This is a genomic window from Alkalithermobacter thermoalcaliphilus JW-YL-7 = DSM 7308 (genome assembly GCA_001584565.1).
Classification (GTDB): Bacteria; Bacillota; Clostridia; order Peptostreptococcales; family Peptostreptococcaceae; genus Alkalithermobacter; species Alkalithermobacter thermoalcaliphilus.
This window is the reverse complement of sequence record LSFY01000001.1, coordinates 1,414,205-1,436,403: the sequence shown is the minus strand read 5'-3', so window position 1 is coordinate 1,436,403 and position 22,199 is coordinate 1,414,205. Positions and strand designations below refer to the sequence as shown.

Below are 22,199 nucleotides of genomic sequence, written 5' to 3'. Positions count from 1 at the left end.
AATTTCCCTATAAAGAATATTATGGATAGTTAATTTACTATATGAAAGTCTTTTAGCATATTATCAAATCTAACACCATATCCTTCAGAAGCTTCTAAAAATAGTTGTTGCTTAATCAAAAATGTTCCACCTTTTTGATCACTAATAACATAGAATTTTAAAACAGTATCATCCCAGTTATATCCAGATGAAGCATATATAAATAAACCATTTATAGGAGTTGTGATTTTTTCAGGAGCATTCAATATATTGTATTTACCTTTTAAAGTTTGGTATATATCAAGAGAAACTTCATCAGGAGATTTATCTTTTATTCGACTAATTTCCATAAATATTTCAGGAAGATTTGATGAATTACTCTGTATCTTAGGTATTATTTTGTCTTTTTGATTATTATTTTCTAAGATATATTCTTCCTTATCAAAATAAATAACATATCCTAGTTGACCTGTTTGAAGGTCTACTTTATTTTTTTCCTTTATTCCCTCTATTAATTCTATGTTATTTTTTTCTTGAACAAAAATTTCCTTGATTTTATCAATAGCAGCCTGACCATAGTTTGTATTAAGTAAAAATATTATACTTATAGATGCAGCTATGGCTAAAAGTTTTATGTTTTTAAATATATTGGTTTCCTTTCTTATACTATTGTCTTTTTCAGTATTTATCTTCATTTCAATATCTTTCCAAATAATATCTTTTAACTGTTTAGCTTCATCAGTATTCAAAATCAAAGATTGTTTGATTTTTTCATCGTATTTTTCATTCATATTTTTCACTCCTTTTCTCAAATTCTTCTATCATTTTTTTAAGCTTTTGTCTTCCCTTGAATAGTCTAGATTTTACAGTATTTATGTTTATTGTAAGTATAGAGCTAATTTCTTTTTCAGAAAAATCGTTTAGGTATTTTAGTATTATAGGGATTTTGTTTATGTCTTCAAGATTTTGTATTGCTTTATAAAGAAATTCATATTCTTCAAAACTATAAATGTCATTACTTGAAAGGGAATATTCATTTTCTAAAAACAAGCTATCTACTTTAAATGCTTTATTATTTTTATCAAGTATTCTCCTACACTCATTCAAAAGTATGGTATAAAGATAAGTCTTAAAAGACTTAGTTTCGTCAAGAGAATCCATATTTTTATAAATTCGTATAAAAGTCTCTTGTACGGCATCTTTAGAAAAAGATGTATCTTTTGTTATAGCTATTGCAGTTCTTAATGCATATTCAAAGTATTCCTCGTATAAAGATTTAAACTTTTCATTATTATTCAATTTTGCACCTCCTTTAATTTTTGCTCTCATAATATATACCTTTAAAATAAGCAAAAAGTTTTCAAAATATATTATTTTTTATAATAATACATAGCAAATTATATACTTTAATAAATTGTAAGAAAGACTTTGTTTAAATATAAAGAATTTGGACAATTAAAGATAAATTTAGTAAACTATTTATAAAGAATAAAGGGTTATAAACGGAGGGCGGTAAGTATGATAAAAAATGAAGATTTAATAAAAAAAGCTAATAAAGAAATAGAAAAAAATAAAAGTTTAGTTAATAGTGATTATTATAGATTAAAATATCATATAATGCCACCTACAGGACTTTTAAATGATCCTAATGGTTTTATTCAATTCAAAGGAGAGTATCATTTATTTTATCAATTTCACCCATTTGGAACAAATCATGGTTTAAAGTACTGGGGCCATTATAAAAGTATAGATTTAGTAAACTGGGAAGCTATGCCAATAGCTTTAGCTCCTAGTGAGTGGTATGAAAGTCATGGATGTTATTCAGGAAGTGCTATAGAAGATAATGGTATTTTAACCTTAATATACACAGGTAATGTAAAAGATAAACAGGGAAATAGAGAAACATACCAGTGTCTTGCTATGAGTGAAGATGGAGTAGAGTTTGAAAAATATAAAGACAATCCTGTAATACATAATCAACCTAAAGGATATACGAGACATTTTAGGGATCCAAAGGTATGGAAAAAAGATGGAATTTGGTATATGGTAATAGGAGCCCAAACTATTAAAGAAGAGGGAAGAGTTTTACTTTTCAAATCTAAAGACTTAAAAAGTTGGGATATGGTAGGAGAGGTAGCAGGCTCTAATATAAATAATCTAGGAGATTTTGGATTTATGTGGGAATGTCCAGATTTATTTGAACTTAACGGTAAAGATATATTAATATCATCTCCTCAAGGGATAAAACCACAAGGAGATTTATATAACAACATATATCAGTCAGGATATTTTGTTGGAAAGGTAGATTATAAAACTGGAAATATGCAACATGAAGATTTCGTTGAGCTTGACAGGGGATTTGAGTTTTATGCTCCTCAAACTACTTTAGATGATAAGGGAAGAAGAATACTTATAGCTTGGATGGGGCTTCCTGAAGAAGAAGATCATCCTACAACTGAAAAGGGATGGATACATGCAATGACAATTCCAAGAGTTCTAGAGCTTAAAGAAAACAAAATTATTCAAAAGCCAGTTGAAGAAATGGAAAATATTAGAAAAAATCTAGCAAAATATGAAAATATAAAAATAAATAGTAGTGAGATAATGTTAGAAAATATATCTGGAGACGTTCTAGAGATGGAAGCTATATTTGAGGTAGATGATGCTTATGAATTTGGAGTAAAACTAAGATGTTCAGATGATGAAAAAGAAAAAACAATTTTATATTACGATAGGAAAATGCAAAAATTTATATTTGATAGAGAAAATTCAGGAAAGGGATATAAAGGAGTAAGAAGGTGTTATATAGAAGATAAGAAAAAATTAAAGCTTAATATATTCTTAGATACATCATCAGTAGAAGTTTTTATAAATGATGGACAAGAAGTTTTTACAGGAAGAATATATCCAGATAAACAAAGTTTAGGTATAAAATTCTTTGCAAAAGGTGGAAGTGTAATATTAAAGGAGTTGAGAAAATGGGATATAAAACCAGTGTTTTAAGGGGGATATGTATGAAAGCTATAAGGGTTAGAACTGAAATACAAAAGTTTGACTATCTTGCAAACTTTACAAATGAATTTAATATTGGGAAAGATGATTTAATTTTTACAAGCAAATCTTTATACGATAAATATATTAAAGAACTTAATCTAGAGAGTGATATTGTTTTAAAAGATACATACGGAAGTGGAGAGCCTTCTGATGAGATGATAGACAATATATTAAACGATATAAAGAATAAGGAGTACTCAACAGTAGTAGCTATAGGTGGGGGATCAATAATAGATATTGCAAAGTTTTTAGTTTTAGAAGGATTTGAAAAAGTAGTTGATTTATTTGAAAGAAAAGTTTCTCCTGTTAAGAAAAGAAAGTTAATAGCAATTCCAACTACCTGTGGGACAGGAAGTGAAGTTACGAATATATCTATTGCTCATATAACTTCAAAAGATACTAAAATGGGAATAGCAAAAGATGAGCTTTATCCAGATTATGCAGTCTTAATACCCCAGCTTCTTAAAAATTTACCTTCTAAGGTGTTTGCAAGTAGCTCAATAGATGCACTAATACATGCTGTAGAATCTTTCTTGTCGCCTAAATCTAATGAATATACAGAGCTATTTAGTATAAATGCTATAAAACTAATATTGCAAGGTTATATAAAAATTATAGAAAATGGATTTGAATATAAAGAAAGTATAATAGAAGACTTCATAGTTGGAAGTAACTATGCAGGGATTGCTTTTGACAATACAGGAGTTGGAGCAGTTCATGCTTTATCATATCCTTTAGGTGGAAAATATCATGTACCTCACGGTGAAGCTAATTATCAGTTTTTTACTAGCGTGCTTAGAATGTACTTTGAGAAAAATCCTAAAGGGAAAATAGTAAGATTAAATAAAATTTTTGAAGATATATTAGGAAAAGAAAAAAATGTATATGATAGATTAGAAGAAGTTTTAGATAATCTTTTAAAGAGAAATAGATTAAGAGAATATGGAATGAAAAGTGAAGATATAAAAGTTTTTACAGATACTGTAATTAATACTCAACAAAGACTTCTTTCAAACAATTATGCTTATCTTTCAAAAGAAGATATATATAATATATATAAAGATTTATACTAAAAATAGTCCCAGACGGGACTATTTTTTGGTTAATTTAAAGAATTTTAAAAACGATGTATTAGATTCTTTTTCAATCTTATGAACAGAATCTATTTGTATATCATTTTGTTTACAAATTAAAAGTATATCTTCTTTTCTATCACAAGGAAACTGAGCAGCTGTTCCACAGCTTGAGCTAATTTGCCTTGGAATAGGCATTAACTTTATATTTATATCAGTATTTTTAAATACATCTTCAAATCGTAGAGCATGATATGTTGAGTGAAATGATACAACGCAATAATAATCTTTCAAGTTAATCACCTATTTTTTAATAAGAATGTAGTAATCTTCATCATTTTGCTTTACTTCAATACCAAAACCTTTAGATTTTACAAATCTTTTTATATTTTCTAAAGCAACAACAGAATCAACAATAACCTCAACAAAAGGAGCATCAACATTTTCTACAGCTTGTTTAGTAATTAAAACAGGTTCAGGACAAGATCTTCCTCTAGCATCAAAAATATTATGACTCAACTTTAACTCCCCCTTGTTTAGTAGATTTTACAGTATAAATTATGCTATAAGCTATAGAAAGAACTATTATTATACCAATAATTACAGCTATTTTTCCGTTAGGAGTAACCCCTTTTGGACTAGAAGCAAGCCCAAAGTTATGAGCAAAAGCAGCTCCTGACATTAATCCAAGGATAGTTATAGCTGCGTCGCTATCACCTTCACCAGCTAAGATAGTTTGTCTAAGAGGACAACCACCTAATAAAACAGAGCATATACCAACTAAAGTCATTCCTAAAAAGTTCCATAAGTGGTCATTATGAGCTATAGGTTGGTCTATAAATGCTATTTTAAATGTTTGAGGATTAAATAATAAATTTCCTATTAAAGAGAATATGAATATCCCAACAAGTCCCCATAAAAAATGAAAATCTTTTAATAATATAGCATCTCTTATTCCGCCAGCAGTACAAAGTCTAGTTCTTTGAATAACAGCTCCAACTATTAAACCTACTGCTAAAGAAATTATAAAAGGAGCTTTCATAGATCCAGGGCCACTTTCACTAAAGAATATAAAAGAAGGTTTAGTTATTAAAAACACTAATATAGCTACTGAGAATAAAGGCATTATATATCCTTCGAATTTAGGTTTTTTAGTACTTTTTCCTAAGCTAAATCCTTCTTTTAATAACTTAATACCAACTATTATACCGAAAGAGTATCCAAATAGCCCAGTCAAAGCATTTAAATCACCGTTAGATAATCTTAAAATCATTCTCAAAGGACAGCCAAGGAAAACTAAAGCACCAATCATTAAAAAGAATCCTAAAACAAATCTTAAAATAGGAGATGAACCACCACGAGGTTTGAATTCACCACTTAGTTTTGAAATTATGAATGCTCCTAAGATAAATCCAGGAATTTCAGGTCTTAAGTATTGAACAACATCAGCTCTATGAAGACCCATTGCACCTGATATATCCCTGTAAAAACAAGCAACACACACTCCCATATTGACAGGGTTACCAAGTTTAACTAAAATAGCTGATAAGATACCTAGTATTCCTCCAAGAGGAATAGTTTTAAGTTTTGATTCAACCACAACAATACCCCCTTATTTTTCAATGTTCAAGATAATTATAACAATTTAGTTAAATTTTTGACAATTGAAGATATCTATAAGTAACACTAATATCTATAAATAAAATTTATAATAACAATGCTCAAAGTTTATCACTAATCAACTGAAAAAATGTGTGGTATAATGAAAAATAAACCTTTCTAATAAACGAAAAAGGAGAATTCCTATGAGAATAAAAAAGATACTAAATAATAATGTTGTTGTTGTTAATGACGGACAAGAAAAGATACTTATGGGACTTGGAATAGGTTTTCAAAAGAAAGTAAATGATTTAGTAGATAAATCTAAAATAGAAAAAATATTTGTAATGAAAGATGATAAGGAAAATAAAAAATTTCAAGAATTGATGCTAAATACTCCACTTGAATATATAAATATAACAGAAAAAATAATAACTTACGCAGAAAATACACTAAATTGTAAGTTAAACGATCATATACATATAGCCTTAACAGACCACTTAGCTTATGCAATAGAGAGATTAAAAGAAGGAGTACAAATAAAAAATAAGCTTTTAAATGAAATAAAAGTTTTGTATAAAGAAGAATACAGTGTTGGCCTTTGGGCTAAAGATTTAATTAAAAAAGAAATAAATGTAGATATATCTGAAGATGAAGTTGGATATATAGCTCTTCATATATATACTGCTAGATTAAATTATAAAAATATGAAATATACAATAGATACAACTAGAATAATACAAGATATAGTAGATATCATTCAAAGTGATTTAGATATTTATATAAATGAAGAAAGTATATCTTATCAAAGGTTAGTAACTCACTTGAAATTTACTATTCAAAGGCTATCTGAAAATGAGCAAATACATGATATGGATGAAAATATGATGAAAGTTATAAAAGAAAATTATAAAGAATCTTTTGCTTGTGCTAACAAAATAGTTGCTTACTTAGAAAGCGAGCTTGGATATGAAATTCCAGAAGGAGAGATAGGATATATAACTCTTCATATAGAAAGAATAAAAACAAAATAATATAATTGACAAATTGTAGCTTATAAATTAAAATTATGCTTGAAAATATAATATATCCTCAAGGATTGTGACTGGTTAAGCAGGCAAGACCTAGAATGATAAAACTATCATTTTAGGTCTTTTTGTATTTTGATATAATATTTATGTAAATTTTTTCTTGGAGGATATATAAATATGGATAGTTTACAACTTTCAAAGGAAATACTAAAGGCTTTAGGAGGAAAAGAAAATATACAAGAATTCGATATATGTGCAACAAGGCTTAGAATTTTTCTAAAAGACAATGAAAAGGCAGATTTAAGAGCAATAAAGCAATTAAAAGGAGTAATAGCAGCAGTATTTAGACTAGGACAAGTTCATATAATACTTGGTACAGGATTAGTATCTAAAGTGTACGAAGATTTTAAGTATTTAGTAAGTGATAATGAATTAGACACAAAAGATATTAAAAACAAAAATTTTTTTAGAAGAATAGCCAATATCTTTATACCATTAATACCTGCATTAGTTGGAAGTGGGATTATTATTGGAATAAGTAATACTTTAAAAAATATAGGATTAGTTAGTGAGCAAAGCGATATATATAAGCTTTTAGAAATGTTTTCAAGTTCTGTATTTGTTTTTTTAAATATATTTGTAGGAATAAGTGCTGGTAGAGAGTTTGGAACAAATCCAATGCTTGCTGGAGTAGTTTCAGGAATACTAATGCATCCTATGCTTGAGAGTATAGGTCAAATTAGTATATTTGGATTTAGAGCTTATACTAAAGTTGGAGCAGGTGGGATATTTGCTGTTTTACTTGTAGTATTTTTTATGAGTTATGTAGAAAAGACATTAAGAAAAATTATTCCAAATTCTCTTGACCTAATAATAACTCCTGCCACAACAATAATAATAACTGGTTTATGTGCAGTTTATATACTTTCGCCTTTAGGTATTTATCTTACAAGTGCCTTTTCAAGTATAATTAGGTTTGCATTTTATAAATGGAAGGTTGTAACAGGTTTTTTACTAGGAGGAGTTTATTCAGCACTAGTTACAACCGGACTTCATCAAGGGTTAAATCCTTTGTATCTAGAGATGCTTTCAACAACGGGAGTTAATCCTATACTTCCGATAATAGCTATGGCAGATACTGCTCAGGCAGGAGCAGGTCTTGCAGTTTATTTTAAATCAAAAAATATAAAGCTAAAGAAAATATCACTAAACTCTGTTGTGATATGTCTTTTAGGAATTACAGAGCCTATGATGTTTGGCTGTAACATACCTTTAGTAAAACCTTTTATAGCAGGATTGATGGGTGGAGCAATAGGAGGATGTTTTGTAGCTTTCTTTGAAGTTAATGCTATAAGTTTAGGACTTTCTAGTATTCCTATTATTTCTATAATAAAACAAGGCGATGTACTAAAATATATAGTTGGGTTTTTTATAGCATTTTCAACGGCATTTATAGGAACATATTTAATGGGGTTTGAAGATGACATAAAAATAGATGATATAAAAATAAAATAAGAAAGGAGAACACTATGAAGGGAATTGTATGTTTAGGAGAAGCACTTATAGACTTTATTCCAGCTGATAAAACTAATACACTCTATGAAAAATGTCCAGGAGGAGCACCAGCTAATGTATCTGTTGGACTAGCAAGGTTGTCTTCAAAAAGTATATTTGTAGGAAAATTAGGTGATGATATATTAGGCAGATTCTTAGAAAATACTCTAAAAGAAAAAGGAGTAAACACAGAGTATATAAAATATACAAACGATGCTAGAACAGGGGTAGTATTTGTTGAACTTGATGAAAGTGGAGAAAGAAGCTTTTCTTTTTATATAAATCCTAGTGCAGATAGATTTTTAAGTGAAGAAGATATAGATGAAAATTTATTTAAAGAAAATAAAATACTTCATATAGGATCTATTTCTATGATAAGTGGGCCGTCAAAGAGTGCAACTAAAAAGGCAGTAAATTTAGCTAAATCTAATAATATGTTAATATCTTATGATCCTAATTTAAGGTTAGGCCTTTGGGATAACGAACAAAATGCAAAAGATACTATAATATCTATGCTTTCTTATACAGATATACTTAAAATATCAGATGAAGAACTTAAGTTTATAACTGGAGAAAGTGATATAAAAAAAGGACTTGATGCAATGGATATATATAATATACCTTTAATATTTGTAACTATGGGAAAAGAGGGAAGTTATTTTAAATTTAAAGGTCAAATAGAAAAGGTTGAGTCTATGAAAGTTGAAACAGTTGATACAACTGGAGCAGGAGATGCATTTGTATCAGGAGTTTTGCATATGATCGACAAGCAAGAAAAAAACATTTTAGACTTATCTAAAGAAGAAGTTGTAAATATAACTAAATTTGCAAGTGTATGTGGAGCATTAGCAGCATCTGCAAAAGGAGCTATGACATCTTTGCCAACTATTGATAAAGTGAATGATATTATGAAAAGGTAGCTAAGCTACCTTTTTTCTAATACAATTATAAGTAAAAGTCATGGTTTGCTATTTTTTTATAAAATGGTCTATTATTTGTTATCCAAGGCGAAGTTGCTGTAGATGGATTTAAGAAAAATAAAGCATTTTCTATATTGTTAATTCCTCTTAAAGCATCTAACGCAGCATTTATACTTTCTTTGTTTGGATTATTATAAATTGTTCCATTTGATATAGGCTGAAATTGTACTCCGTTTGTCGTATCAAATATAACTGATTTAATGTCATTAGGGAAATCTCTGCTTTTAACTCTATTAAGTATAACATTAGCAACAGCTAATTTTCCTTCATAAGGTTCACTTTCAGATTCTGCGTGAACAATTCTAGATAACCAATATAAATCAGCAACTGTATATCCTGAAGGGATATTATACGAATAAAATTCAGAAGGAATATTATCTGTAGATTGAGTTGGTATTTTTAAAATTTGTCCTACCATTAACACATCACTAGTTAGGTTATTTAGCGACTTTAGAGTATCAACTGAAGTATTATACCTTTGAGATAATCTCCAAAGCGTATCCCCAGCTTGTACTGTATAATTAGTAGTATTTATGAAATTTGAATTAGTAGTATTTGTTACATTTGATTTAGAAGGAATAATTAGATTCTGACCAACAATTATAGTATCACTAGTTAGGTTATTAGCTCTTTTAAGATCATCTATTGATACATTATAAGCTCTAGATAATCTCCAGAGAGTATCACCAGGTTGTACTACATGATTTTTTCCAGATGTATTTATAGTAATAGTTTTAGTTTGTTCATTCCATATAGCAGTAAAACCTAGATGTTCACTTAAGAATCTAACAGAAACCATTGTATGGTTGTTTATTGACATAGATCTATCCATAGGAACTTGAACTCCATTTTTTCTAGCAACAGAAGATCCTATTACAAAAGCAATTCTTGTATCACCCTTGTTTATACCAACAGTATTAGAAGTACTATTAAACCATACACTAGCTCCTATATGTTCAGCTAAAGCTCGTATAGGAACATACACTATACCATCTATTAGTACTGGGCTTTGTTCAAAGTTTTGAAGTTTATTGTCTATAACTATATTCACATTATTTGAAGTTATATTCTGAGCATAAGATTGGCTAAAAGGTCTAAGGGTAGGAAATGATGTTACAAGCATACATCCTAACATTATTTTAATAGCATTTAGTTTAAGATCAGGATATTTTGATTTAGCATATTCAAGCGCACTTTCATTTAGTTTTTCTCTTTTTTTGCTATTTGAATATCCAAACTCACTTGCAAATTCAACAAGAGTTAAATTCGGATTAAGATAAAGAACTAAGGTAGTTTGACCGTTATTATTTTCTATTTTATCGTTTACAAAAAGTTGCATCTAAAACACCTCTTAAAAAGTTTTAGTATATTTTTCTAAATGTAGTTTTAACAAAAACATAGCTAATGATACATGAGGTGTTTAAAGAAATAAAAAAAGATAATAGAAATTTCTATTATCTTTAAACTATACTACAATTTTTAGGAACCAAAAACTTCATAGCCTTAGGGATTACTTCAAATTCAACAGGTAAAATTCCTCCATCTTCACCATCTATATCTATATGAATCTGTGATGAGTCTAAAGGTCTTACACAGAGTTTGTCGGTTTGAAAATAAATAACATTTTCGTCGTTTATGTGTTCACCTCTAATTATTTTTAAAAATATAGATGCAGCATCTAAAATATCTGATTTTTTTATAATACATACATCAAACCTTCCATCATTAATTTTAGCATGAGGAGCAAAACTTCTAAATCCTCCAGTAGAAGAAGTGTTTAAGACTGCAAACAAATAAGTATCGCATATGATAGATTTATCGTAATATTTAAATTCAAGAGAGATAGAATTAAATATTTGCCTTTGAAGCTCTTTTACAGCTTCTGCATAGTATGCAAATTTTCCAAAAGTAGTCTTAGCATCTACTGATGCTTTAAAGGGAACATCTGTTAAAAAACCTGCTGCAGCAACGTTTGCAAAGTAATTATTATTTACCCTACCAACATCTACATCAATTATTTTTCCGTTTTTTATCATATTACAAAGTCCGTCTACATCGTTAGGAATAGATAGATAATTTCCAAAATCGTTTACAGTTCCAGCAGGAATTAATGCAACAGGAGTATTATTTAGTTTAGCTTTCATAACTCCATTTACAACCTCGTTTAAAGTTCCATCTCCACCTACGGCTAATATAAGATCATATTCTCCATCTTTGATATTTAGCAATTCATTAGTAGCATCAAATTTTTTAGATGTATTAAAAGTATCTATATATTTAAATACTCCATCTAAAACTAATTTTCCAACAACAGTATGAAGATATTTTTGAACAGTAATCTTTCCAGAAGATGGATTGTTTATAATTTTTACTCTCATACTGACCTCCTTTATTCTTCTAAGACTTGTTCATCTAAGTTTGTTTCTTTCTTAAAAATTGACTTTATATCAACTTCAGACACTATCATTCCTAAAAGAATAAGAATACTACCTATTATACCTTTTGCTGATAAAACTTCTCCTAAAAGTATATATGCAAATATAGCAGAAAAAACAGGTTCACCACTGTATATAAGTGCAGTATGAGTAGGAGATGTAAACTTTTGCATAGTAGTTTGAATTATATAAGCTCCAGATGTAGCTAGAATACTAGTTATTAAAATAGCATTCCAAGCAGTAGCATTTTTAGGAATTATAGGATTTTCGAATAAGAATGTAAATATTGTGCTAAATAAAGCTACAGTACCTATTTGAATAACAGCAAAAGCAATAGAATCAACTTCGTTAGTATATTTTCCGACAAGTATTATTTGAAAAGCATATCCAAAAGCACAAAGTAATGTGTAAAAATCTCCTATGTTTAGTTTAAGGTTTGAATCTAAGCTTAAAAGCCCAAGGCCTATTATAGCTAAAGTAACACCTATTATACTTTCTTTTTCAGGCATTTTTTTAAGAAGTAAAGTAGAAATAATAGGTACTATAACTACTGAAAATCCAGTTATAAATCCGGATTTTGATGCACTAGTATATAAAAGACCTACTGTTTGAGTTGCATAAGCTGAAAACAAAATTATTCCAACTAAAAATCCATATTTTAAAGTATTTTTATTGATAGTTTTCATATTTTTCCAAAATACAATAGATGAAACAGCAAAAGCTATTATAAACCTTATAGCTAAGAAATTGTAAGTTTGAAGACTTTCTAATGCATTTTTTGTAAGAACAAATGTAGACCCCCATATTATAGTAACTAATAACAATGCTAAATCTGCCTTGATTTGTTTTTTCATTTTATTCCCCCCTTAACCTTAAGAATATTATATCACCTACATATTAAAAATAAGACACCTATTGGAAACAAAAAAAATATTATTTTTCTACAAAAAAAGGTATTGAAAAATATTATCAATGAATATATAATATTAAATGTGATTGATAATGAAAAACAATATCAAGGAGGGAAATACATATGAAAAAGATATTTTCAATTTTTATGGTATTATTAACTTCAATATCTTTATTAGCAGGTTGTACAAACGAAAGTGTAGAAGAAAAGGAGCAAAGCAATAACGAGCAAAGCCAAAAGCTAGTTATATACTCAGGAAGAAAAGAGCAGTTTGTTCTTCCGCTAATAGAGAAATTTGAACAAGAAACAGGTATAAAAGTAGAGCTTTTATCAGGAAAATCATCTCAGTATGCACAAAAGATTATAGAAGAGAAAAATAATCCTCAGGCAGATTTATTAATAGCTAATGATGCAGGGGTTATGGAATATTTAAGACTTCAAGGGGTTTTAGCTCCTAACGATTCAAAAGAGTTAGAAAAAATTCCAGCAAATTTCAAATCAGAAGATGGATCATGGGTAGGAGTTTCAGCTCGTTCGAGAGTATTAATGTATAATAAAGATCTAATAAGCGAAGAAGAGATGCCAAAGTCTATATTAGATTTAGCAGATCCAAAATACAAAGGACAATTTGCTATAACAAAAGCATCAAGTGAGGCTATGGTATCTCACATAGCAGCTATAAGATCTATATATGGGGATGATAAGACAATAGAATTTATAAAAGGAATGCTAGCAAATGAGCCTTTAATATTAGAAGGACATACAGATATAAGAAAAGCTGTAGGAGCAGGAGAAGTTAAATTTGGATTAGTTAACAATTACTACTTCCACTTACAATTAGAAGAAGAAAAGGATAATAATGTAGGAGTTATTTATCCAGATCAAGGTGAAAACGAAATGGGAACATTTGTAAATGTAGCAGGAGTAGCTTTAATAAAAGGAGCACCAAATGAAGAAAATGCTAAAAAGTTTATAGAATTTTTACTTAGAGATGAACAACAAGAGATGTTTGCATTTGACAGTAAAGAAACTCCAGTTCTTCCTCATATAAAAACTTTAGACTATGCTAAGAAAATAAATGAATATAAAGTTATGGAAAAACCTTTAAGTAATCTAGGTTCAGTATGGGAGGATACACTAAACCTAATGGAAAAGGCAGGGTATGTAGATTAAAATGAGCCTAGCAAAATGCGAAACTACCATAGAAAATAAAAAGGTCCGATCTAATCATCGGGCCTTATGCTATATATTAAAAGATATATGGCATAAAATATGGCTTGATAATCCTCCCTCAAATTATATTTTACTTTTCTCTAGCATAGTAGCTATTTTTATGTTTATACCAGTTATATATGTTATTTTAAAAGTTTTCGAAGCTGACAAGGCTAGATGGTCTTTATTATTAGGAAGTAGGATTTTACCCCTTCTTATTAATACTTTTAAACTTGCATTTGTTGTAACTACACTTACTATAATTATAGGAGTTAGTTTGGCTTGGTTTATTAATAGAACTGATTTACCTTTTAGAAAGTTCTTTAAGGTAGCATCAGCTCTTCCTCTTGCTGTGCCACCGTATGTTGGAGCCTTAACCTATATAATAGTATTTGGACCAAGAGGACTTTTAAGAGATATATTTGGAACTGTTCCATTTAATATATATAGTTTTTGGGGAGTAAGTCTTGTTATGACAATTTTTACTTTCCCTTATGTATATCTTATAGTTTCTTCTGCTATACAAAGGCTGAATCTAAATTATGAAGAGGCAGCTTTATCTTTAGGTCTTTCATATAAGGAGATATTTTTTAAAGTAATTATGGTTCTTCTTAGACCAGCAATTGGATCTTCAGCACTTTTAGTATGTTTATATATATTTTCAGACTTTGGTGCAATAGCTATGATGAGATATAATACCTTCGCAAGTAGTATATATTATCAAATGACAGGAAGATTTGATATGGTTGCATCTTCAGTGTTGAGCTTATTTTTAATGATGATAACACTTGTAATTATAATATTTGAAAACAAAATGAAAAGAAAAAGCTATGCCCAGTCTGCAAAGTCAGCTAGAAAGATAAATATTATACATTTAGGAAAATATAAATATTTAGCATTTGCATTTGTATCATTTATATTCTTCTTATCAGTAGTTATACCTTTTTCAGTTTTAATATCATGGTCTGTAAGAGGAATATTAAATGGAGCTATAAATGCTAGGTTTATAGGGTTTGTAAAAAATAGTTTATATTCAGCAACAGTTGCAACGTTAATTTGTATGATTGTAACTATTCCATTAGTATATTTAAAATCTAGATACAATTCATTTATAAGCGAAATTATAAATAAAATGATTTATTCAGGATATGTTCTTCCAGGTGTTATTACTTCATTAGGAATAGTTGTATTTTTTATAAGGTATTTTCCAAGATTTTATTCTACTCCATTTATAGTAATAACAGCATATATAATAAGATTTTTACCTCAGTGTATGAAATCAGCTGAAGCAGCTATTGAGTTAGTTCCAAAAAATTTAGATGAAGCTGCAAAAAACTTAGGTAAAAACGAAGGATATATTCTTTCAAAGGTTATATTTCCACTGATAAGACCAGGTATTTTTTCTGGAGGGGCGTTAGTTTTTGTAAATTCACTAAAAGAGCTTACAACAACACTTATACTAAGGCCTGCAGGATTTGATACTTTAGCAGTTAGAGTCTGGATGGAGGCAAGTGAAGGGTTTTATCAATTTGCAGCTCCGGCAGCTCTTTTGATAGTTTTAGTATCTATATATCCTCTAATGGTTCTTATAAATGAAAAATAGGGGGGATATTATGTCCAGTATAGAACTTAAAAATATATCTAAAAGATATAAAGGAGAAAAAAGATATGCATTATCAAATGTAGATTTACAAATAAAAGATGGAGAAATAGTTACTCTATTAGGGCCTAGTGGGTGTGGAAAGACTACAACATTAAGGCTTATAGCTGGATTTGAAAAACCTGAAAGCGGCACAATAAGATTTGGTAATGAATATATAGTAGATGATAACACATTTATACCACCTCAAAAAAGAGGTGTTGGAATGGTGTTTCAAGATTATGCTTTATTTCCTCATTTAACGGTTTATGAAAATATATCATTCGGAATGAAAAAAGATAAAGATTTAAGCTCAAAAATGCAAAGTGTATTACATTTGGTAAAGTTAAGTGGACTTGAAAAAAGATACCCATCAGAACTTTCAGGAGGACAACAACAAAGAGTAGCTCTTGCAAGGGCTTTAATTAGAAGTCCTAAGGTAATATTGTTTGATGAGCCTTTTTCTAACTTAGATACAGATCTTAGAACAACTATGAGAGGAGAAATAGTATCTATTATAAAAAAGACTAAATCTACAGCAATATTTGTAACCCATGATCAAAAAGAGGCTATGGCAATATCAGATAGAGTAATAGTTATGAATAATGGATTTGTAGAGCAAATAGGCACTCCAAAGGAAATATTTGAAAAACCAAAGAACAAGTTTGTAGCTGAGTTTATAGGTTTTAGTAATATATTTAAAGGAAAAATAAATAATAATATATTATCTTGTGATTTTACAGATATAAACATAGAAAATAAAGAGAATATGTCAGGACAAGTATATTTTTCTATCAAGCCAAGTGGTATAAGAATAAATGATGAAGGTAACTTAAGTGGAGTAGTAAGATCAACTTCGTACTTTGGAGATTATTTAGAAGTATTTATAAGTTATATAACTAAAGATAAGGAAATATTAGATTTAGTATGCTATGAAGATCCTTCAAAGGATTTGAAAGTAGGAGATAGTGTTAGATTTAGTATAGACAAAGATAAAATAGTAATATGGAAAGAATAAGGCGAAAAATCGCCTTATTCTTTTGGAAATTTAAGTATGAATTTAGTTCCAAATCCAAGTTTACTTTCTACACTAATACTTCCTCCATGGGCTTTGACTAATGATTTTGTTATACTAAGTCCTATCCCATAGCCCCCAGTTAATTTACTTCTTGATATATCTCCTCTATAAAGATAGTCAAATATATGTGGTAAGTCTTTCGAGTTTATACCAACGCCAAAATCTTGTATTGTTATAATAATATCTTTATCTACTATAGACTTAATGTTAATTGAAGAATTTTCATGAGAATATTTATATGCATTAGATAAAATGTTATACATTATTTGTTTAAACTTATCTTTGTCCATAAAAACTTCAAAATCATCATCTTTTATATAGTTAATGTTTATATTTTTTTTAGCAAATTGAATTGATAATATTTTTATTATTTCATTTATTGTGTCTTTCAAAGAAAATTTTTCTTTGTTTAGTAAGTAATTTGAGTTTTCAAGTTTTATTACTTCGTTTAGATTATTAATTAATCCTGATAGTCTATTTACTTCATCAAGACAGCTTTGCACATTTTTTTTATTTAATTCAAAAATTCCATCTATAAAGGCTTCTAGATATCCTTTTATATTAGAAAGAGGGGTTCTAACTTCATGGGATATATCACGAATTAGTCTTTTTCTTAAATCGTATTGTGATTTTAGTGTTTTTGCTAGTATATTTATAGATGAAGAAAGCTCATTTATTTCATCTATATTTGTATCAACGCAAGTATCTATAAGTAAATTTCCCCTTGTTATTTGCTTAGATATAGATGTAACTTTTTTTATAGGAATTGAAATTTGTCTTGATAAAGTAATACTTATAAATAGACTTATAATTATAGAAATACAAGAAGAAATTACCATAGATTTATATAGAGAATTTTTAAATATAATAGCTGAAGATGAAATATTAGAAGGACCGAAGTATCCTATTATAACAGTTCCTACTTTTTTGTCATTTACAATTAGATCATAAATTTCTTCTTTGTAATCTCTAAATACATATTCTAGTTGTCTTTTCATCATTCGGTGATTTCTCATTTTGTTTTTTAGAATCATGTGTTTATTTCCAGAAGTATATATAGTTTTTTCGTTCAAATCTTTGATTTCTATATAATATTTTTCAATCATAGCATATTGGGTTAAAGTATCACTTTTTAAGATATTGTTATTTTCTTCAAATGAAGATTGTATGATTGATTCTATTTTTTTAACTTTATTTTTATGTTCTCTTTCTAGATAAATATCAAATTCTTTATCTATAATATAATTAGATATAAATCCAGTTGCAACTAATGATATTAAGGTTACAATTATAAAGTTTATTATAAGTTTTTTACTTATATTAAGTTTCATTGCTTCCTCCAAATTTATATCCAACTCCATATACAGTCTTTATATATTTTGGAGATTTAGGATTATCTTCTATCTTTTGTCTTATATTCTTTATGTGTGTGTCTATAGTTCTATAAAATCCATCGTAATCAAATCCAAAGGCAGTTTCAATTAAAACTTCTCTTGAAAAAACTTGATTAGGATTAGAAGCTAAAGTTAATAGTATTTTGTATTCATTTGGGGTTAAATAAACTAGCTTGTTATTTTTTCTTACTTCTTGTCTTCTTATATCTATTTCAAGATCATTATTAAAAGAAATTATGTCTGCTAAAATAGAGGATTTACTCTCTGTTCTTCTAAGTAAAGCTTTTACCCTACTTACAAGTTCTCTAGGACTAAATGGTTTAGTTATATAATCATCAGCTCCTAGAGCAAATCCTTCAAGTTTAGATTCTTCATCTGACTTTGCAGTTAACATTATTATTGGTACATTTGAAAATGTTCTCAGTCTTTTGCATATTTCTTCTCCTGAAATCCCTGGAAGCATCAAATCTAAAATAACAACATCGAACGATTTATTACTAAATGTATCAATTACTTGTACTCCATTTTTACATATATAAGCATCAAAACCTTCATTTTCAAGATAAGCTTTTACTATATCAGCAATTTTATCTTCATCTTCAACTATTAAAACTTTCTTTTTCATAAAATCACCTCTTTTAAAAGTATATCTAATATATACTAATTAATAAATATGAAGATTTTATGAAGAAAGTTTTTTGATACCTTCATAAGATCTTCATATTTTATGCCTATAATAAGCTTAAACAAAATAAAAAATGAAAGGAGAAATGAAAAATGAAAAAAGTTGTATTTTTCGCATTAGTAGCAACTTTAATTTTATCAGCTTCAATATTTTCGTTTGCTGATACAAAATCAGAGGAACCATCATGGTTTAATGAAATGACTACTTGGAAAAGAGAGAAAATTGCTCAAGCTTTAAAAGAGGGAAGAATAACTCAAGAACAAGCAGAAAGAATGAATGAAAGACTAAATGAGAAAATTGAGTATCACAGACAAAATGGATTTGAATGTCCTAACAATTTAGATGAAAGAAATAATGGATTTAGAAAACAAAGAAAAAGATTTAAAAAAGAATGTCAAAATTGCACAAATGAAAACCTAAATATAATAGAAAGTGCTCCTTTACAATAGAAATAAGGGCTTTGGAAGTATTCCAAAGCCCTTATTTTTTTGGATTAAATTGTATAAAATTAATATATAATAATTGTTGTAAACAGAATAATTTAATGGGAAAGGGGTATTCATTATGAAGAAAATATTATTTATTTTATTATTTACACTTACACTTTTTACAGGATGCTCTAGTGAAGATGTAGTTGAAACTACAAATGTAAGTGAAGAAAAAATAAAAGTATATGCAAGTTTTTACCCTATGTATGATTTTGCAAACAAAATAGGAAAAGAAAAAATAGAGCTAAATCTTATAATTCCACCAGGAGCAGAACCACATGAGTTTGAACCTAGTTTAAAAGTGTTAACATCTATTAAAGATTCAGATTTATTGATTTTAAATGGTCTTCAAATGGAGCCATGGGCTGAAAAATTAATACCAGATCTTGAGAAAAATAATGTAAAAATAATTAAGATAGGAGAAGTTGCTGATCCTATAAAAATACATAATCATAAAGGATGTAGTCATGATCACGGTGAATATGATCCACATATATGGTTAGATCCTATAAGAGCTATAAGAATGTGTGAAGAAATAAAAAATGCTCTTTGTAAGATTGATAGTGAAAATAAAGAATATTACATGCAGAATTTTGAAGACTTTAAAAATAAATTGATAGAGTTAGATAAAGAATACAAAGAGAATTTATCGAATACAAAAAGAAAAGAAATAATAGTATCTCACGAAGCATTCAATTATTTAGCAGATAGATACGGAATAAATATAATAGGTATTTCGGGAGTATCGTCTCATCAAGAACCTAGTTTAAAAGTTCTTTCAGATTTAACTAGAATAATGAAAGAAAAAGAAATAAAAACTGTATTTTTTGACAAATTAGTTACGTCTAAGCTATCCGAAACTTTAGCTAAAGAAGTGGGAGGAAAAACAGAAACACTGTATACTATAGAAGGAATTACTGTAGAAGATATGAAGGAAGGAAAAGATTATATATATAAAATGAAAGAAAATTTATATAAGATGAAAAATGCATTAAATGAATAGCATTTTTCTAGTATAATTAAAATTTAAGGATAAAAAATAGAGCTTGAAAGGTAGGAACAGTATGGAAATACAAAAGAAAATAAAAGAACTTGTTGATATTATAAATTATCACAACCACAAATATTATGTAGAAGATAATCCTGAAATTAGCGATAATGAATACGATGATCTTATGAGAAAGCTAATAGATCTTGAAGAAAAATATCCAGAATATAAATTACAAGATTCTCCAACTCAAAGAGTTGGAGGATATGCTGTTGATAAATTTAATCAAGTAGTTCACACAGTTCCTATGCTGAGTTTATCCAATGCTTACTCAGAAAGTGATATAAAAGACTTTGATAAAAGAGTAAAAGGAGTAGTTTCTTCTAATGTAGAGTATGTAGCAGAGCTTAAAATAGACGGACTTTCTGTTTGTCTTTCATATGAGAATGGAATATTAAAAACTGGAGCTACAAGAGGAGATGGACAAGTAGGGGAAGATGTGACATTAAATTTGAAAACAATAAAATCTATACCTATTAAGTTAAAAGACAACATAGATATACAAGTTAGAGGTGAAGTTTTTATATCAAAGGAAAGGTTTGAAAAATTAAATATATATCAAGAAGAAAATAACTTACCTAAATTTGCAAACCCTAGAAATGCAGCAGCTGGATCTTTAAGACAATTAGATCCTAAAGTTACAGCTAAAAGAAACCTAGATATATTTGTATTTAATATACAATCGATAAAAGGGAAAGACATACAAACACACAGTGAAGGATTAGAATATCTAAAGAATTTAGGATTTAAAGTAAGTCCTAATTATAAAGTGTGTAAGGATATAGATAGCTTAATGGAATTTATAAATTATTATCAAGAAAATAGGTATAAACTAGATTTTGAGATAGATGGTATAGTAATAAAAGTAAACGACTTAAATCAAAGACAGATATTAGGAAATACTGCTAAAAGTCCTAGATGGGCAATAGCATACAAGTTTCCAGCAGAGAAAAAGAAAACAAAAGTTTTAGATATAATAGTTCAAGTAGGAAGAACGGGAAATTTAACACCAACAGCAATTCTTAGCCCAGTAAGTGTAGCAGGATCAACTATAAGCAGGGCAACTCTTCATAATGAAGATTATATTAAGCAAAAAGATATAAGAATAGGAGATACGGTTATAATTCAAAAAGCTGGGGATGTAATTCCAGAAGTTGTTGAGGTTGTTCTAGATGAAAGAACAGGAGATGAAATAGAATTTAATATGCCAGATATTTGTCCAGAATGTAACTCAAAGGTTTATAGACAAGAAGGAGAAGTAGCTGTTAAGTGTATAAATAGTCTTTGTCCTGCTCAAATAAGAAGAGGTATTATTCACTTTGTATCTAGAAATGCTATGAATATAGAGGGGTTAGGAGAATCTATTGTAACAATGCTTCTTGATAAAAAACTTATAAAAGATGTAGCAGATCTTTATTATTTAGAAAAAAAAGATTTGATTAATTTAGAAAGAATGGGAGAAAAGTCAGCACAAAATCTAATTAGTTCTATTGAAAAATCTAAGCAAAACGATTTATCAAGATTAATATTTGGCCTTGGAATAAATTATATAGGAGAAAAGGGAGCTAAAATACTTTCAGATAATTTTAAGACTATTGACAACATAATAAATGCAAAGTTTGAAGACTTAATAAAAATAGATGAATTCGGAGAAAAAATGGCACAAAGTGTTGTAGAATTTTTCAATAATAAAACTAATCTTGAGGTTATAGAAAAATTGAAAAATGCAGGAGTAAACCTAAAATCTCTAAAAGAGGAAGATAATATAAAAATATTTGATGGATTAAAGATAGTATTAACAGGAACATTAGAAAAATTCAAAAGAAATCAAGCAAAAGAAATAATAGAAAGTCTAGGAGGAAACGTAACATCAAGTGTTAGTAAAAATACATCATTTGTACTTGCAGGAAGTGATGCAGGATCAAAATTACAAAAGGCTACAGAGCTTGGAATAAAAGTAATAGATGAGGAAAAATTCGAAGAAATTATAAAGATGAAATCAAAAGAAGATGTTATGAAAAATATATCATAAAAATATGG

Annotated in this window: 21 protein-coding genes; 11 read left to right on the top strand and 10 right to left on the bottom strand. The window is 28.2% G+C overall.

The genetic code is table 11. The features are described from left to right. Positions 1-29: 29 nt before the first annotated feature. Positions 30-770 (bottom strand): hypothetical protein, encoded by a 741-nt coding sequence (locus tag JWYL7_RS07470; RefSeq protein WP_066071205.1) that lies wholly within the window; start codon positions 768-770, stop codon positions 30-32. Then, positions 763-1,278: an RNA polymerase sigma factor gene (locus JWYL7_RS07465; protein ID WP_331721826.1), complete on the bottom strand. Its 516-nt coding sequence runs from the start codon at positions 1,276-1,278 to the stop codon at positions 763-765. Before JWYL7_RS07465 ends, JWYL7_RS07470 begins: the two co-directional genes overlap by 8 nt. 219 nt (positions 1,279-1,497) lie before the next feature. Between JWYL7_RS07465 and JWYL7_RS07460 the strand changes: the two genes are divergently transcribed. Continuing rightward, positions 1,498-2,982 (top strand): glycoside hydrolase family 32 protein, encoded by a 1,485-nt coding sequence (locus JWYL7_RS07460; RefSeq protein WP_083528340.1) that lies wholly within the window; start codon positions 1,498-1,500, stop codon positions 2,980-2,982. An 11-nt stretch (positions 2,983-2,993) separates the two neighbouring features. After that, positions 2,994-4,106, top strand: a complete 1,113-nt coding sequence (locus JWYL7_RS07455) for a 4-hydroxybutyrate dehydrogenase (protein ID WP_066072442.1) — start codon at positions 2,994-2,996, stop codon at positions 4,104-4,106. A gap of 18 nt (positions 4,107-4,124) precedes the next feature. Here JWYL7_RS07455 and JWYL7_RS07450 read toward each other — a convergent pair whose 3' ends face one another. The 3 genes from JWYL7_RS07450 to yedE are packed head-to-tail and all read right to left on the bottom strand — an operon-like array spanning position 4,125 to position 5,706. Next, positions 4,125-4,409, bottom strand: coding sequence for a putative Se/S carrier protein (locus tag JWYL7_RS07450; RefSeq protein ID WP_331722121.1), 285 nt, complete (start codon positions 4,407-4,409; stop codon positions 4,125-4,127). Then, positions 4,410-4,625 carry a sulfurtransferase TusA family protein gene (locus JWYL7_RS07445; RefSeq protein ID WP_066071194.1) on the bottom strand — a complete coding sequence of 72 codons (216 nt, stop codon included), beginning with the start codon at positions 4,623-4,625 and terminating at the stop codon, positions 4,410-4,412. It lies immediately after the preceding gene. Further along, positions 4,615-5,706, bottom strand: coding sequence for a YedE family putative selenium transporter (gene yedE / locus JWYL7_RS07440; RefSeq protein WP_066071191.1), 1,092 nt, complete (start codon positions 5,704-5,706; stop codon positions 4,615-4,617). Before yedE ends, JWYL7_RS07445 begins: the two co-directional genes overlap by 11 nt. A gap of 205 nt (positions 5,707-5,911) precedes the next feature. On the opposite strand from yedE, the gene licT reads away from it, so the two are divergent. The 3 genes from licT to JWYL7_RS07425 all read left to right on the top strand — a co-directional run bounded on the left by licT (position 5,912) and on the right by JWYL7_RS07425 (position 9,210). Next, positions 5,912-6,739, top strand: a complete 828-nt coding sequence (gene licT / locus JWYL7_RS07435; protein ID WP_066071188.1) for a BglG family transcription antiterminator LicT — start codon at positions 5,912-5,914, stop codon at positions 6,737-6,739. A 174-nt stretch (positions 6,740-6,913) separates the two neighbouring features. Then, the gene (locus JWYL7_RS07430; protein ID WP_066071185.1) at positions 6,914-8,251 is read left to right on the top strand and encodes a PTS transporter subunit EIIC; all 1,338 of its coding nucleotides are present in this window, start codon (positions 6,914-6,916) and stop codon (positions 8,249-8,251) included. A 14-nt stretch (positions 8,252-8,265) separates the two neighbouring features. Then, positions 8,266-9,210 (top strand): carbohydrate kinase family protein, encoded by a 945-nt coding sequence (locus JWYL7_RS07425; protein ID WP_066071182.1) that lies wholly within the window; start codon positions 8,266-8,268, stop codon positions 9,208-9,210. A gap of 25 nt (positions 9,211-9,235) precedes the next feature. On the opposite strand, the gene JWYL7_RS07420 is transcribed toward JWYL7_RS07425, so the two are convergent. The 3 genes from JWYL7_RS07420 to JWYL7_RS07410 all read right to left on the bottom strand — a co-directional run bounded on the left by JWYL7_RS07420 (position 9,236) and on the right by JWYL7_RS07410 (position 12,559). Then, positions 9,236-10,609: a LysM peptidoglycan-binding domain-containing protein gene (locus JWYL7_RS07420; protein ID WP_066071179.1), complete on the bottom strand. Its 1,374-nt coding sequence runs from the start codon at positions 10,607-10,609 to the stop codon at positions 9,236-9,238. Positions 10,610-10,730: 121 nt separating this feature from the next. Beyond that, positions 10,731-11,648, bottom strand: a complete 918-nt coding sequence (locus tag JWYL7_RS07415; RefSeq protein ID WP_066071176.1) for a diacylglycerol/lipid kinase family protein — start codon at positions 11,646-11,648, stop codon at positions 10,731-10,733. Between the two features lie 11 nt (positions 11,649-11,659). Next, positions 11,660-12,559 (bottom strand): DMT family transporter, encoded by a 900-nt coding sequence (locus JWYL7_RS07410; protein ID WP_066071172.1) that lies wholly within the window; start codon positions 12,557-12,559, stop codon positions 11,660-11,662. Positions 12,560-12,738: 179 nt separating this feature from the next. On the opposite strand from JWYL7_RS07410, the gene JWYL7_RS07405 reads away from it, so the two are divergent. From JWYL7_RS07405 to JWYL7_RS07395, 3 genes are all read left to right on the top strand, one after another. Then, positions 12,739-13,788, top strand: coding sequence for an extracellular solute-binding protein (locus JWYL7_RS07405; RefSeq protein WP_066071169.1), 1,050 nt, complete (start codon positions 12,739-12,741; stop codon positions 13,786-13,788). A 160-nt stretch (positions 13,789-13,948) separates the two neighbouring features. After that, on the top strand, positions 13,949-15,430 hold the full coding sequence (locus JWYL7_RS07400) for an ABC transporter permease (RefSeq protein WP_161937492.1): 1,482 nt from the start codon (positions 13,949-13,951) through the stop codon (positions 15,428-15,430). A 10-nt stretch (positions 15,431-15,440) separates the two neighbouring features. Next, entirely contained in the window at positions 15,441-16,484 is a 1,044-nt protein-coding gene (locus JWYL7_RS07395) for an ABC transporter ATP-binding protein (protein ID WP_066071163.1), read from the top strand. 14 nt (positions 16,485-16,498) lie between these two features. Here JWYL7_RS07395 and JWYL7_RS07390 read toward each other — a convergent pair whose 3' ends face one another. Both JWYL7_RS07390 and JWYL7_RS07385 read right to left on the bottom strand, forming a co-directional pair. After that, entirely contained in the window at positions 16,499-17,875 is a 1,377-nt protein-coding gene (locus tag JWYL7_RS07390) for a HAMP domain-containing sensor histidine kinase (protein WP_066071160.1), read from the bottom strand. Next, entirely contained in the window at positions 17,865-18,563 is a 699-nt protein-coding gene (locus tag JWYL7_RS07385) for a response regulator transcription factor (protein WP_066071157.1), read from the bottom strand. Before JWYL7_RS07385 ends, JWYL7_RS07390 begins: the two co-directional genes overlap by 11 nt. Before the next feature lie 152 nt (positions 18,564-18,715). On the opposite strand from JWYL7_RS07385, the gene JWYL7_RS07380 reads away from it, so the two are divergent. The 3 genes from JWYL7_RS07380 (at position 18,716) to ligA (ending at position 22,191) form a co-directional block, all read left to right on the top strand. After that, entirely contained in the window at positions 18,716-19,072 is a 357-nt protein-coding gene (locus JWYL7_RS07380; RefSeq protein WP_066071154.1) for a hypothetical protein, read from the top strand. Positions 19,073-19,187: 115 nt separating this feature from the next. Next, a complete protein-coding gene (locus JWYL7_RS07375; RefSeq protein ID WP_066071151.1) occupies positions 19,188-20,114 on the top strand; it encodes a metal ABC transporter solute-binding protein, Zn/Mn family in 927 nt (308 codons plus the stop codon). Positions 20,115-20,175: 61 nt separating this feature from the next. Further along, complete coding sequence (ligA, locus tag JWYL7_RS07370) at positions 20,176-22,191, top strand: NAD-dependent DNA ligase LigA (protein WP_066071149.1); 2,016 nt, start codon at positions 20,176-20,178, stop codon at positions 22,189-22,191. The last annotated feature ends 8 nt before the right edge of the window (positions 22,192-22,199 follow it).

Coding starts and splice junctions, on each gene's coding strand:
- JWYL7_RS07470 (WP_066071205.1), bottom strand. CDS start 770: ATGAATGAAAAATACGATGAAAAAATCAAACAATCTTTGATTTTGAAT.
- JWYL7_RS07460 (WP_083528340.1), top strand. CDS start 1,498: ATGATAAAAAATGAAGATTTAATAAAAAAAGCTAATAAAGAAATAGAA.
- JWYL7_RS07455 (WP_066072442.1), top strand. CDS start 2,994: ATGAAAGCTATAAGGGTTAGAACTGAAATACAAAAGTTTGACTATCTT.
- licT (WP_066071188.1), top strand. CDS start 5,912: ATGAGAATAAAAAAGATACTAAATAATAATGTTGTTGTTGTTAATGAC.
- JWYL7_RS07430 (WP_066071185.1), top strand. CDS start 6,914: ATGGATAGTTTACAACTTTCAAAGGAAATACTAAAGGCTTTAGGAGGA.
- JWYL7_RS07425 (WP_066071182.1), top strand. CDS start 8,266: ATGAAGGGAATTGTATGTTTAGGAGAAGCACTTATAGACTTTATTCCA.
- JWYL7_RS07420 (WP_066071179.1), bottom strand. CDS start 10,609: ATGCAACTTTTTGTAAACGATAAAATAGAAAATAATAACGGTCAAACT.
- JWYL7_RS07415 (WP_066071176.1), bottom strand. CDS start 11,648: ATGAGAGTAAAAATTATAAACAATCCATCTTCTGGAAAGATTACTGTT.
- JWYL7_RS07410 (WP_066071172.1), bottom strand. CDS start 12,559: ATGAAAAAACAAATCAAGGCAGATTTAGCATTGTTATTAGTTACTATA.
- JWYL7_RS07405 (WP_066071169.1), top strand. CDS start 12,739: ATGAAAAAGATATTTTCAATTTTTATGGTATTATTAACTTCAATATCT.
- JWYL7_RS07400 (WP_161937492.1), top strand. CDS start 13,949: ATGTTTATACCAGTTATATATGTTATTTTAAAAGTTTTCGAAGCTGAC.
- JWYL7_RS07395 (WP_066071163.1), top strand. CDS start 15,441: ATGTCCAGTATAGAACTTAAAAATATATCTAAAAGATATAAAGGAGAA.
- JWYL7_RS07390 (WP_066071160.1), bottom strand. CDS start 17,875: ATGAAACTTAATATAAGTAAAAAACTTATAATAAACTTTATAATTGTA.
- JWYL7_RS07385 (WP_066071157.1), bottom strand. CDS start 18,563: ATGAAAAAGAAAGTTTTAATAGTTGAAGATGAAGATAAAATTGCTGAT.
- JWYL7_RS07380 (WP_066071154.1), top strand. CDS start 18,716: ATGAAAAAAGTTGTATTTTTCGCATTAGTAGCAACTTTAATTTTATCA.
- JWYL7_RS07375 (WP_066071151.1), top strand. CDS start 19,188: ATGAAGAAAATATTATTTATTTTATTATTTACACTTACACTTTTTACA.
- ligA (WP_066071149.1), top strand. CDS start 20,176: ATGGAAATACAAAAGAAAATAAAAGAACTTGTTGATATTATAAATTAT.